The organism is Corallococcus aberystwythensis, assembly GCF_003612165.1.
GTDB classification, from domain to species: Bacteria; Myxococcota; Myxococcia; order Myxococcales; family Myxococcaceae; genus Corallococcus; species Corallococcus aberystwythensis.
In genome coordinates this window covers 20,906-33,701 of the sequence record NZ_RAWK01000088.1, presented here as the reverse complement: position 1 = coordinate 33,701, position 12,796 = coordinate 20,906, and the positions used below count along the sequence as shown (strand labels likewise).

At 69.6% G+C, this 12,796-nt stretch carries 10 protein-coding genes and 1 pseudogene; 4 read left to right on the top strand and 7 right to left on the bottom strand.

Translation table 11 applies throughout. The features are described from left to right. Nucleotides 1-145 precede the first annotated feature (145 nt). Complete coding sequence (locus tag D7W81_RS16365; protein ID WP_120556314.1) at nucleotides 146-2,410, bottom strand: PAS domain-containing protein; 2,265 nt, start codon at nucleotides 2,408-2,410, stop codon at nucleotides 146-148. A 396-nt stretch (nucleotides 2,411-2,806) separates the two neighbouring features. Between D7W81_RS16365 and D7W81_RS42785 the strand changes: the two genes are divergently transcribed. Then, entirely contained in the window at nucleotides 2,807-3,511 is a 705-nt protein-coding gene (locus tag D7W81_RS42785; protein ID WP_167508066.1) for a hypothetical protein, read from the top strand. A 63-nt stretch (nucleotides 3,512-3,574) separates the two neighbouring features. On the opposite strand, the pseudogene D7W81_RS16360 reads toward D7W81_RS42785, so the two are convergent. From D7W81_RS16360 to D7W81_RS16350, 3 genes and pseudogenes are all read right to left on the bottom strand, one after another. Then, nucleotides 3,575-4,015, bottom strand: a pseudogene (locus D7W81_RS16360) (thermonuclease family protein); the annotation flags it as partial. Further along, the gene (locus D7W81_RS16355) at nucleotides 4,012-5,715 is read right to left on the bottom strand and encodes a lamin tail domain-containing protein (RefSeq protein ID WP_244227244.1); all 1,704 of its coding nucleotides are present in this window, start codon (nucleotides 5,713-5,715) and stop codon (nucleotides 4,012-4,014) included. The gene D7W81_RS16355 and the pseudogene D7W81_RS16360, both read right to left, overlap by 4 nt. A gap of 42 nt (nucleotides 5,716-5,757) precedes the next feature. Beyond that, on the bottom strand, nucleotides 5,758-7,785 hold the full coding sequence (locus D7W81_RS16350) for a hypothetical protein (protein WP_208721330.1): 2,028 nt from the start codon (nucleotides 7,783-7,785) through the stop codon (nucleotides 5,758-5,760). 195 nt (nucleotides 7,786-7,980) lie between these two features. On the opposite strand from D7W81_RS16350, the gene D7W81_RS16345 reads away from it, so the two are divergent. Next, nucleotides 7,981-8,754, top strand: coding sequence for an alpha/beta hydrolase (locus tag D7W81_RS16345; RefSeq protein WP_120556309.1), 774 nt, complete (start codon nucleotides 7,981-7,983; stop codon nucleotides 8,752-8,754). A 10-nt stretch (nucleotides 8,755-8,764) separates the two neighbouring features. After that, nucleotides 8,765-9,343 carry a DUF2378 family protein gene (locus D7W81_RS16340; protein ID WP_244227243.1) on the top strand — a complete coding sequence of 193 codons (579 nt, stop codon included), beginning with the start codon at nucleotides 8,765-8,767 and terminating at the stop codon, nucleotides 9,341-9,343. 3 nt (nucleotides 9,344-9,346) lie between these two features. Here D7W81_RS16340 and D7W81_RS16335 read toward each other — a convergent pair whose 3' ends face one another. Further along, nucleotides 9,347-10,507, bottom strand: a complete 1,161-nt coding sequence (locus tag D7W81_RS16335; protein WP_120556308.1) for an ATP-grasp domain-containing protein — start codon at nucleotides 10,505-10,507, stop codon at nucleotides 9,347-9,349. Nucleotides 10,508-10,637: 130 nt separating this feature from the next. Between D7W81_RS16335 and D7W81_RS42370 the strand changes: the two genes are divergently transcribed. After that, the gene (locus D7W81_RS42370; RefSeq protein WP_158621611.1) at nucleotides 10,638-10,784 is read left to right on the top strand and encodes a hypothetical protein; all 147 of its coding nucleotides are present in this window, start codon (nucleotides 10,638-10,640) and stop codon (nucleotides 10,782-10,784) included. 105 nt (nucleotides 10,785-10,889) lie between these two features. Here D7W81_RS42370 and D7W81_RS16330 read toward each other — a convergent pair whose 3' ends face one another. Beyond that, entirely contained in the window at nucleotides 10,890-11,555 is a 666-nt protein-coding gene (locus D7W81_RS16330) for a hypothetical protein (protein WP_244227242.1), read from the bottom strand. Nucleotides 11,556-11,634: 79 nt separating this feature from the next. Then, on the bottom strand, nucleotides 11,635-12,780 hold the full coding sequence (locus D7W81_RS16325) for an AAA family ATPase (protein ID WP_158621610.1): 1,146 nt from the start codon (nucleotides 12,778-12,780) through the stop codon (nucleotides 11,635-11,637). Between the last annotated feature and the right edge of the window lie 16 nt (nucleotides 12,781-12,796).

Sequence of the window (12,796 nt, the reverse complement as noted above, 5' to 3'; positions counted from 1 at the left end):
CCCCCACCCCCAGCCCGACAATCCACTTCTTGTTCATGGCGCCGCTCCGCTCTCCTTCCGGAAAGGCAGGACCCGCCCGCCGCCGGAGCCCCTTTGCTACCTGGGCCGTCCCGCCAGGGCAAGCGCGCGCCGGGAAAGCGGCACGTCAGTCCTGGGGAGGAGGCCGGCGTGGCAGCTGCACGAGGAAGGTCGTGCCGTCCTGGACGGTGGAGCGCACGCGCAGCCGGCCGGCGTGCGCATCCACGATGTGCTTCACGATGAACAGCCCCAGCCCCAGCCCGTGGGCGGTGCGGTTGCCTTCGCGGGCCTCCGCGCGCTTGAGGGGTTCGAACAGGTACGGCAGCAGGTCCCGCGGAATCGGGGGCCCCTGGTTCTTCACCGCGAGCGTCACCGTGCCCGGCTGGCCGCGCAGCCGCACGCGCACCGGGCAGAGGGCGTCCCCGTAGGCGAGCGCGTTGTTCACCAGGTTGGTGATGACCTGCGCCAGCCGGTCCGGGTCGCACCACAGCCGCGCCCCGCCCCGCCCGTCCACCTCCAGGCGCCGGTCCGGGTGGGCCTGCTGCACCTCGTCCACCACCTGGCGCACCAGCTCCAGGAGGTCCACGTCGCGCGGGGCCATGGGGATGCCGCCGCCCAGCCGGGCCTGGGTGAAGTCCAGCACGTCGCGCAGCATGCGGTGCGCGCGCTCGGCGCTGGAGAGGATGCGGGTCACGGCCTTCTGGTCGCGCGGGTCGGCGTCCTCGCGCTTCGCCAGGGTGGTGGCCGCCATGGTGATGGCGGAGATGGGGTTGCGCAGGTCGTGGCCGACGATGCCGATGAGCAGCTGTTCGAACTCCGCGCGGCGCTTCGCCTCGGCCTCGGCCTCGTGCCGGCCGGTGACGTCCTGCATGGCGCCCACCATGCGCACCGGCCGGCCCTGGAGGTCCTTCACCACGCGGCCCCGGTCCTCGACGAAGGCCCAGGTCCCGTCGCCCCGCTGAAGCCGGTACTCGGCCAGCCAGTGGCCCTCGGGGCTGTCGAGCGCCTCCTGTAGTTCCCGCGTCACCCGCTCGCGCTCGTCGGGGTGCAGGCTGGCCGTCCACCACGCCATGTCCATGAGGGGCGGCCCCCGGGACGTGTCCAGCCGGAGGATGCGCGGTGCCAGGTCGCTCCAGCGGATTTCATCCGTCACCAGGTCCCAGTCCCAGATGATGTCGCGGGTGGCCTGGGTGGCCAGCCGGTAGCGCGTCTCCGACGCCCGCAGCTCCTGCTCGGCCCGGCGCCGCTCGGTGATGTCCAGCGACACGCCCGACACGCTCACCACCCGACCGCCCGGGTCGAACACGGGCATGAAACGGACCTCGAACCAGACGCCCATGAGGTACAGCTCCGTGGACAGCTGCTCCCCGGCCAGCGCGCGCAGGACGACCTCCACCACGTCCCGCCGGTCCCGGAACACCTCGAAGACGGAGCGCCCGTGCATCACCCGGGAGGACACGGCCGCGGACGTCACGCCCTCACCCTCGAAGAGGGTGAACACGCCCTGCGCGTCGAAGGCCCACAGAACGACGGGCAGCTGGGTGAGCACGCGTTGGAGCTGCTCGCGAGCCTCGTCGCGCTCCTGGCGCAGCGTGCGCGTGGTGGTGATGTCCGTGGACACGCCACAGAGGGCCCAGGGTTCACCCTCCGCGATGCTGGGCAGGGGGAACTTCATCGTGTGGTAGAGGTGCGGCCCGTCGGGCTGGAGCACCTCCTCGTCGAACACCAGCGGCGTCTTCGCCGCCAGCACCCGGCGGTCATTGTGCCGGAAGCGCTCCGCCGTCTCCCGGGGGAACAGCTCCAGGTCCGAGCGCCCCAGCACCGCCGCGCGCTCGTGGCCGGAGATGGCCTCGAAGGGACGGTTGATGAAGAGGTACCGCCCCAAGGCGTCCTTCGCGTAGATGGCGGCCGGGGCGTGGTCGAGGATGTCCTGCAGCCGCCGCTCCCGGGAGCGCAGCGCCTGTTCGTGTTCGTGGACGAAGTGGGCCACGGCCTCCGTCAGGCTCCGGTCCAGCGCGCGCCACAGCGAGCGCAGCTCGGCCGTGCCCAGCGGCCGGTGGTACGCATCCAGCACCTCCAGGAGGGCCTCGCGCAGCAGGCCGTACTCCTCCACCAGCGACTCCACACGCGCACCGGCCTGGAAGCGCCGCAGCCCGATTTCCCGGGCATGGGCCGAGACCACCCCCGAGGCCCGGCTCTCCACGCCGCCCTGGCGGAGGACGAGCACGAGCGCGTCCACCAGGTTGAGCATTCCCTGTAACCGGTCCTGGAGCTCCATGGGCATGCCCTCCGGAGAGGGCTCCAGCCGGGCGCTCCAGCGCCGGATGATCTCCTCGCGCCGCTCCGCCACGAGATCCGCGAGCGAGTCCGCCGCAGACACGACCGGGTTCATTCCGGCACCCCGGAGACACCGGTCGGACAAGGCAGGCCGCCTGCTGTCAGAAGAGTGTGTGTCACCGTGCTCCTGCTCCCTGGACGTGCCCGGAGTGGAGGGAAGATGCGCATCACGCACCCCGGCATGGATGGGGCCTGCGGGAGGAGGTGGGGTGGACTGCCCACCTCTGGCATGCACCCCGAGGGGGCGGCAGGCGGCCATGGGAGGCCTTCTCGAACCGCTGGGTCCCGTCGGAGAGCTGAGAGAGACTGTTTCCCAAGCACACGGGAGGCAGCAGGGCATGGCATTCGCGGAACACGGGACCAGCGGACAGGGCGTGGACACGCTGACGACGGGGCGGCTGCCCCTGGGGACCTGTACCTGGGGACACGTCCTGGCGACGGAGGACCGGTCATGAGCACGACCCAGCCGGTGGATCCGCTGGAGTCGCTGGCCCGGGGCCACGTGCGCAGCGTCTGGGAGGTGCTGGAGGCGATGAGCATCCTCATGCGCCGCCGCAACGAGGGCCTGCCGCTGAACCTGCCGCAGGTGACGGTGTTCCTGCGCAGCGGGCGCGAGGTGACGGGGATTGTCCGGGAGTACGGCGAGTTCCGCCAGGGCCGCGGCGTGCTGCTCATCACCTCCGGCGGCTACAACTCGCGCGGGGAAGGCCTGGACGTGACGTTCGTCCCGGACGGGGTCATCGAGGCGCTCACGCTGCATGACGCCACGGTGCTGGACACGCCCGCGAAGTCGATGCCCGAGTCCTCGCCCATGCACCTGCGGCGGCACCTGCCCGCGATGGCTGACAAGCTGTCCAGCGCCTGGGGCACGCCGGTGACGGCGGAGTTCGGCCCCGGGGCGCTGGAGCAGGAAATCAACATCCAGCCGCTGGCGTGGCTCATCGAGCGCGGCATCGAGGTGCTGGGCACACTCGCCCGGACTCCCGACGTGGGTGACGTGCTGCGGGAGCAGGTGCGCAAGGTGCGGCTGTCCGTGGGAGACGCCTTCGGGGCGAAGCTCACGGGCGACACGCTGGACCTCACCACGTCGCGCCGCCCGGCGGCCTGGCCGGTGGACTCGGAGCTGGCCCAGGCGGTGACGGACACGCTGCCGTAGGGTGGACGCCGCCGTGCGCCGGCCCCTGGGACACGGCGCAGGGCAGCGGCCCCACAGGCCCCGGCGGGCACGCCGGGCCTCCAGTTCCAGGGCTTCGAACTCGCCGCGCCGGGAGGCTCCGGCCGGCGGGACGAACAGCGTGCAGGCGTAGCCGCGTTGCACGAGCAGCGCGTTCACGTCCTGCCCGTCCACGGACACGTAGGCGAGCCGCCGTCCAAAGCGGTCCGTGCACGCCTCCGCGTCCCGCAGCCGCACCGTGCGGTTCTCCACGAGCGAACGGTTGAACGCCGCGGCCTCCTCGCCGAAGCAGTCCTCGTGGCCCTGCGTCGTCTCCGGGGTGTCGGCCAGCAGGTAGCGGATCCGCTCGCCGTCCTGGAGCACCACGGTGTCTCCGTCGATGACCTTCGTCACCACGCCCGTGGCCGGTCCGCACTCCCCTTCCCCGCCGCCACAGGCGGACAGGACGGTGAGCAGCAGCAGCCACCCCAACGCCTGCGGCCTCATCGCGCGCACGTCCGGTTCTCCCGGCCAGGGGTGCCCCGGTCGCCCGCGCCGTAGGTCACACCGGCCAGCGTGGGACAGAAGGCCCCGGCCGCGTCGTTGCCGGCGGCGTCCCGCACGCGCGCATCCAACTGCGACGACACGCCAGGACTCGCGGCCCACGTGAAGGCCACCGAGTCCAGGACGGTGCCCTGCGCCGACAGCTTGAGGACATGGGCCCCCGCACCGTTGGTCAGGCCGAACCCGAAGGTGCCGAGCACAGAGGGCAGCCCGCCATTGAGCGAAGCGTCGTCACCGTGAGCGAGGACCGCGAAGCCCCCGGCCTTCATGGACAGGCACAGCGGAGACTCCAGGGCGGAGCTGCTCGATTCATTGGCGAGCGTCACGCCGTTGAGGTCCACCTCGCGCAGCGCGAGCACCTCCACCCATTCGCCCACTGCATCCGGGACGGCGCTGGGGTCCGCCATGAACTCGGTGATCACCAGCGAGCCCACGGAAGGAGCGCGGAGCGCGCGGGGCTGTCCCGTCGCCCGGTCGATGCAACCCGCCTGCGTGACTCCCGCGTCCGTGCCCGTGCAGGTGCGGTTGGTCCGTCCCGGTGTGCCCAGGTTGCCCTTGTCGCCATAGGCCTCCGTGGCCGAGCACCACTTCGCATCGGCGGTGAGCGGCATGGAGACCTGGGTGGCCACACCGTCCTGGGCCGGGCCATACAGAGCGCTGTCGATGAGCACGCCTCCCGCGCGCACGGCGACCACCCCGCCCGCGTTGCGCAGGTCCACGGAGAACGTGGCCCGCGGCTCCGGCAGGCCGCCGTTCACCTCCGGCTCCCTCCTGCGCGCGAGCAGCGCGGACTCTCCTGCGGCGAGCGACAGACAGCGCTCTGATTCCAGGCGTGTGCCGGAGGTGTCCGTCCCCACCGTCAGCCCGTTGAGATCCACGGGCACGGTGGCGCGGACCTCCAGCCATTCCCCCACGGTGTCGTCGCCGCGCGGGTTGGCCATCACCTCGGTGATGATCAGGTCGCCTGGACGCGGAGCCTGGACATCCCGAGGACTGATGGCGCCCGGCGGCAGGCACGTCGCGACATGGCCTCCGTCCCCTGAAGGCACTCCGCCGTCCGCCGATTCCGGACATGCGGTGTTCGCGCTTCCAGGGCTGCCCCGGGTTTCTCCCGGTGCATCACACCAGCGCGACAGGTCGTCATTGCCCTCAGAGTCGGGCACGAGCCGGCCGTCATAGGTCCGGGCCGCGCCGGACTTCGCTGGCGCGGTGAGCACCACCGAGTCCAGCAAGCGCGTCCCGCACCGCAGGCCCAGCAGCCCCGTGCTGTTCCCCATCGCGCCGAGCGCGTCGCCATAGGTCCCATCGACATGCTCGGGCAGTGCTCCTTCGCGCACGTCCCCCAGCACGACGAAGGCCCCCGCATCCACCGGCAGGCCCGTGGTGAACGTAAAGACCCGCTCCTGGGCCTCCTCGTCGCGCGCGGTGAAGAGCGTGACGCCCAGCAGGTCCACGGTTTCACGGGTGGGGTTGTGGAGCTCCACGTACTCCTTCCCCGTGTCCGCGCCCGCGGGGTCGTTGAGGTACTCGGTGATGACCAGGTCCCCCGGCAACAGCGCTGCACAGGCCGCTGGCTCCTCCTCCCACGCGGGCAGTCCGCACGCCCCCACCCATCCCAGCAGCCATCCCAATCCAAACCTCACGCCCCATCCCCGCACTGCCCAAGCCGCCACACTCCGCTCCCTTCAGAACCGCGTCTCCACTTCCAGCGCGAACAGGTGCCGGGGCGCATCCGGCGGCGTCCGGGCACCTCGCGCGTCCTTCAAGTCGACGACCCACGCGTACCGGGCCCGCGTCGTCACGGCGTCCGCCGCCGCCCAGCTCGCATCGAGCGTGGCCCGGAAGGACTGCTCCAGCCGGTTGCGCGTCGACAGGTCCTCGTCCTTCCACACGGCGCGGCCTCGCAGCCTCACGGTCTCGCTCGGCCGGACCTGCGCCTCCACGACCGCGTGCGCGTCCTCACGCACACCCTGATTCACGCGGTCATCCACGCGTGCATGCGCGTACTGCGCGGCCACGGACACGGCGTCGTGAAGATCCGCCTTCACCCGGGCCGTGATGCGCAACAGAGAGCCCGAACAGGGCTCCTCCGCCGAACCGTCGAAGCAGTCCCCCGCCACGCCGACGTCCTTGTCCCGGTACTCGGCCCACAGTGCCGGCTGGAAGAGCGCATGCGCCCGCCAGTCCACCCGGGCGGAAGCGCGCAGGTTCACCGTGCCGGCGCTGCCCACCGCCGCGCCGTCCGAGGGCAGCGTCCACGCATCCACCTCCCCGCGCAGCCGCAGGGTGCGCTCCAGGCGATGCAGGTAGCGCACGCGTGCGCCCACCTCGTTCCGGGCCCGTGAGCCTTCCAGTTCGTCCGGGCCGGACGTCGCGCCCGTGTAGGGATTGGCGAAGCCGCGGCCGTAGGCACGCAGCGACAGCTCCAGTTCCTTCGATGTACCCGCCACCACCGTGCGCTGGAGCACGCCGTATCCACCGCCTCCGCCCGGTGCCGCATCGAACGTGCGCGCCGCCTCCACGAAGAGGTCCACGGGTCCCAGGCCCCACGCGCCATCCATGCCCACCGCGCCGAAAGCGCCGCTCGCCGGGTAGCCCGCCGTGGAGCGGAAATCGAGCGTCGCGCCCTCCACGCTCCACACCGGCCTCGCCCCCCAGGCAGTCACGCCCAGCTGCACTCGCGAGGTCCAGGCGAGCGCCGCGTGGCCTCCACCGGCCCACTCATGGAACACGCCGGGCAGCGTGCGCGACACCACGCGCCCGGCGGGTGCGTCCGTCCCCGCGAGCCACACCGCCGGCGCCTTGCAGGCCGTGCCCTCGCAAGACGTCCGTTCCATCAGCGCATGCGAGAGCAGGGAACGGGACTGGTACGAACCGAAGCCCGTCACGGACACTCCAGAGGAGGTCCCCACCGTGCCCACCACTCCCCGGAAGGCTTCGTCCCACTGGAAGTCCGGCGTCACGTCCGCGGCGCGCTCCTCGGGTGTGCAGGCGCCTTCTCCCAGGAAGCACCAGCGCTCCACGTCGCCCGGGACTCGCACGGCGTCGTCGGGCAGGAAGCCGTCCGGCGTGGGCAGCCCGGTGGTGTCCAACGTCAGCCGCTGCCCGAAGCCCAGCCGGTACGAGCCCACCAGCACCGAAGCCCGCTCGCCCGTCCATTGCCCGTGGAACTTGGGCACGACCACCGACACACCGGGCGCCTCTGCCACCAGCCTCCGTTGACTCGCATCCCGGTGCACCGCGCCCAACCGCCGCCGCGTCAGCGACGTGAGCAGCCCCACGCGCCATCCCTCCGGCCCCGCGACGCGCACCTGGAGCGCCATGGGAGGCAGCACCGGATCCGACGCCGCGAACGCCGTCAGCAGCCGCGCATCGCCAGACACCCGATCCGGCGTCGAGGACACGAGGAATGGCGCCAGCCGGCGCCGCTCCTCCGGCGTCAGCCTGCCGGAAGCCGTGAGCCCATCCACGCGCGCGTACGTCAGCCCCGGCAGCGCATAGAGCCCGGCGCGCGACGCATGCGCTGGATCCACGCCCGTGCGCCGCAGCACCAGCAGCGCCGACAGCGTCTCCGCCGTGATGGCGCCGTCCTCCCTCAGCGCGAACAGCGCCTGTTCCCCCGTGTCCTCGGGGTCGACCTCGTACGACGCGGCGAGCGCCACGAAGGGCAGACCCAACAGGAACAACCACACGCAGACGAGGACGGAACGCACGCGGCGGGCCCTCTGCACGGATGGGACCACCCTTCCCTACAGCGAAAGCCTGACGCGGGGTCCATCCCTTCCCCGGACCCGGCGTCCAGGCCAGGGACGGCGGTCCAATCCCTTCCACGTGGGTGTGGGGCGGTGCGGCTATGCTGCGGCCACATCTTCGCGAGGGCCGGTCCCGTCCGGCCCCAAGAACAGCGCATGGGCCACGTCCACATCCTTCGCCACTTCCCCTCTCCCCAAGAGGGGTTCAACCGCACCGTCCGCATCTACACGCCGGACAATTACGACGCCTCGCGGGACCACCGCTTCCCGGTGCTCTACATGCACGACGGGCAGAACGTCTTCGCGCATCCGGAGTCCGCCGTCTTCGACACGTGGTGCGCCAACCGCGTCGCGGAGGAGAACGTGAGCGCGGGGCGGATGGAGCCGTGGATCATCGTCGCCGTGGATTCCGGCCCCGGCCGCTTCCAGGAGTACTCGCCGTGGGACGAGCCGCGCAACGGCGTGTCCGCGCGCGGCGAGGCCTACGGGCGCTTCCTCGTGGAGGAGCTGAAGCCATACATCGACCGAACGTACCGCACGCGCCAGGGCAGCGAGTGGACCGGCACGATGGGCTCGTCCCTGGGCGGCCTCATCTCGCTGTACCTGGGGTGGAAGTTCCCGCGGGTGTTCGGGCGCATCGGCGCGCTGTCGCCCACGGTGATGTGGAGCGAGGGCCGTCTGTTCGACGCGTGGCGCGAGCACAGCCAGCGCTGGACGCGCATCTACCTGGACGCGGGCGCCACGGAGTTCATCCACGCGGGCGGCATCCCCCTGGACTACGGCCAGGGCACGCGCGACTTCTTCCACCACCTCAAGGGCCTGGGCTACGGCGACCACGAGGTGTCACTCGTGCTGGAGCCCGGCGGCGAGCACCACGAGAAGGACTGGCAGCGCCGGCTGCCGGGCGCCATGCAGTGGTTGCTCGGCTGAGTCCCCGCCCGTGACCCGCCGGCCCCGCTCGGTGCCGCCCGAACAGCGGCAGGTCTATGTGCAGGTCGTGGAAGGCCTGCTCCAGCACGGCCTGAAGGGCCAGGTGTCCCCCCGCCTGCGTGAACGGCTGCGCCAGGCGGGCGTGGACCTGGACCGGCCCCTGTTGCCGCTCTACCCCCTGTCGCTCTGGGGGCGGTGCCTGGAGATCATCGTGGAAGAGGTGTACCCGGGCCTGCCCCGAGCGGAGGGCTACGCTCGGCTGGCCCGGGCGCACGTGGAGGGCTACGGGGCCACCCTGCTGGGCCGCGCGGTGATGGGCGTGATGCGCGTGCTGGGCCCCCGGCGCATGGTGCAGCGGCTGCCGGAGGTGATGCGCGGCACGGACAACTACACGGAGGCGACGCTCACGGAGCGCGGCCCCGCGCACTTCGAGCTGCACTTCAACTCGAGCCTCGGTGGGCCCGGCTACGTGGAGGCCCTCCTCGAGTCCCTGCTGGCCGCGGGCGGTGCGAAGTCGCCGCGCGTGACGAAGCTGCACGACGACGGGGACAGCACCGTGTACGCGCTCACCTGGGCGACGGAGCCCTGAGGCTCACGTCGCCTGGATGAAGCGCACCGCGTCCTGCATGGATTCGCGGTCCACGTGGCGCGTGAGGTACATCTCCTCGCCCAGCAGCGAGTGGTAGATGGGCGGCAGCTCGCGGTGCACGAGCAGCGAGCTGCCCAGCCGCTCGACGATCTGCAAGTGGCTGTGCTTGTAGCGGCGGCCGTGACGGCGGGCGCTGTGGCAGACATGGTGGCGCGGCGTGTATTGGAAGTCCGCCACCGGGTCGCCCGTCACGACGCGGGCATAGAGCCGGTACACGTCGATGTCGCACGTGTAGTTCATCATGTCCGTCATGAAGCCGCCGGGCGGGCGCAGGTTGGCCTCCAGCACGACGAAGCGGCCATCCGGCAGGCGGAAGAACTCCAGGTGGAACCAGCGCTCGCGCAGACCGAACGCGGCGACGACCTGGCGGCCCAGCACGTCGAGCGCGGCGGGGATGTGCTGGAGGCTCCAGAAGGAGATGTCGCGCCGCTCGGTGACGGTCTCCATGCCGCCGTCGCTGTATTCGTGACTGAGGTTGAAGACGATGACGCCGTGGCGGTCCACGATGCCGTCGTAGGTGACGATGGTGCCGCGCACGAAGGGCTGGGCCACGTAGGACGTGGGCAGCGGGTGGGCGAGCGCGGCATCCACCTCCGCGTCGCTGGCGACCTTGAAGGTGTGGGCGGCGCCCACGCCCACGTCGGGCTTGAGCACGAGCGGGTAGCCCACGCGCGCGGCGAACTCCTTCACCTGGTCCGCGTCGCGCACGCGCAGCAGGTCCGGGTGGGGGACGCCGGAGGCGTGGAAGACCTCCGCCATGCCGGACTTGGAGCGCAGCTTGAGGATGTCCGACGGCTGGAGGCCGGGGACGTGGAAGTCCTCGCGCAGGCGGGCTTCGACTTCGAGCCAGGACTCGTTGAGGGACTCGATGCGGTCGATGCGGCCGTGGCGCCAGGTGAGGTAGCCGGTGGCGCGCAGGAGGGCGTCGGAGTCGGTGAGGCTGGGGACGAAGAAGTATTCGCGCAGCGACTCCCGCAGCTCCGGGCGCAGGGACTCGTAGGGCGTGTCACCGATGCCCAGCACGGACACCCCGCGCTCGCGCAGCGCGGCGGCGAAGTGGAAGTACTGGGAGGGGAAGTGGGGGGAGATGAAGACGAAGTTCATGGCTCCTGGCGGGCGAGTCCTCCGCTGGGAACGGACCATAGCGGCCCCGCCCGCGCCCTAGAAGCCCGGTGGGGAACAGTGTCCACCAGCGGGGCTCGCGCCGGGGGCCTGGCCTGGGAACACTTGCGCCATGGCGGAGGATTCCAAGGGGTTCACACAGGCGCGGGAGGCGATGGGACGGCGCACCATCCCGGAGCTCATCGACCTGCTGGAGAGCGACGACGTCCGCACAAGGTTCCTGGCGGAGATGTGCCTGAGGGACGCGACGTCCACCTGACTCCACTTCCAGCCCGCGGGTCCGCGGGAAGAGAGGGAGGCCGCGGTGAAGGAGTGGCGCGACTGGTGGGCCGCGAGGAGGGACACGTTCAAGAAGCGCTGGGGCTCACGGAGCGGGTGAGGTGCCGCTCACCACGGGCACCAAGCGCTGACGCACTTCTTCCAGGAACTTTGAGAGGCCGACCTTCGAGCCTTGGGCTTGGAGGGAGGCCAAAGGGGTGTCGCGCAGACATTCACGCTCACGCTCTGGGTCCTCGGACATGAGTTCTTTCAGCGCCCTCTTGGCGTCGTTCTTCGCGCCGTGCTCACTCGCTGTCAGCCGGTGTGCGTCTCGAACGGGATGGAACGAGAGCCGCTGTTCGAGTTCGTCGAGTGCTTTTTCTTCGTGGGCTCTCGCCTCGAAGCCAGTGAGGACCCAGCACTCCCGCTTGGGCTCAGCGACGCCAATGACAACCTGAAACGGCCAGCGTCCGTCATCCCGTGCCTGCTCCAGACCAAGCCGTCGTCGCGGGTCCGCATCGCTGTCCCGAATGAGCACGACGGCATCCGGAGCTTTGTCCGCCTTCATGAACAGCATGAGCGCACGCCGGGCAACGAGTGCATCGGGCTCGCCGGGCTTGCTGCCGAAATGGCCAAAGAGCCCCTTGAGTCCTGCTTTGTCGGCCTCACTCCTCACGGAGGCCCACCGCAGGAACGACTCATTCGGGGTCCGCCCCTGCCAACGACGCTGTGTGTCCAACGTCCCGTCGTCGAGCCAGTCGATGGCACCCACCAGGACACGATCCGCCAGCAGGCAGGCCGTCTCCCGGTCAGCAGGTGCCTCACATACCACCCCCAGTGCGTATGCGGGCTCACTCATGTGAAGCGGAAGCCGACACCTTGCCAATCCAACTCTCGCCCACGGTGCTCCAAAACTCACCGGGACTCATCAATTCCTTCCACTTCTCGAACTCGGGATGCGCCGTGAGCTTCTCACAGCGAGCGAACCCGTTCTCCGTGAGAAAGGTCATCCGGACCTCCTCTGGCTTCAGATAGTTCAGGATGAATGGTGAGTGACTGGTTGCAACGATCTGCAACTCAGGATCCTTAGCCTGGATGACACGCAGAGCCGCAATCAACCTTTCCTGCGCAGTAGGGTGTAGCGCCAGCTCAATGTCATCGAGTAGCACCAGTCGCGGCTTCTGAGGCCCCATTAGCACAGTCAGAAGCCCGAGGACCATCAACGTTCCTTCGCCTGCCGCGTTAGCCGGAACGCCCTTCGCCCCCTGCATATCCAGGACGATTCGATTACCCCAAAGCGTGCGTTTTTCAGGCACAAGAGCTTTCTGCTCATCAAGCGCAATAGTACGCAAGCTATTCTGTTCAACCATAGCGCGCTCAATGCGAATCCTCCGAACGGAGGGAACAATCCGTTTCAGAGACAGCTCAATCTCAGAGAAAGTCTCATCATGGCTTAGCTTGAGATACGCCAGCACTGACGCCAAGCCTGAGCCATTCCCCTCGACTCTAGGGATTTCGGCCTCGCTGTAAGAGGCCTCAGCCAACCTCATCAACTCAAAACGAAGAACCTCCGTTGCAAGGAGCTTCAATCCAAAATCAAACAACGACTCACTTTCACCAATAGGTTTTGCGCTTCCCTCAACCTGCCCTAAACCAAAGTTGAGTTCCCCCCATTGGCCAGAAACTGGATGATCCAAACCATCTATTTCAGGCTCATGACCCACATATCGGAGCAATCCTGGCGTCTTGTTCCAACGGCCAGAGAGGGTCAATTCGATTGGTCTGGATACTCCAAATGAGCGGAGCTTCGGATCAGCCCAGTCCGCATCGTATGGGTCAATGAAAGCGGAAGCTGCATGGTCAGAAATCAGCCGCAGCCCCTCCAACAACGTGGTCTTCCCCGAAGCATTCGGCCCCACCAGCACCGTGAAGGGCTCCAGGTCCAGGTCGAGTGAGCGGTACGCCTTGAAGTTGCGGAACTGCACCTTCTCAATCACGCGTGCACCCTCCTCC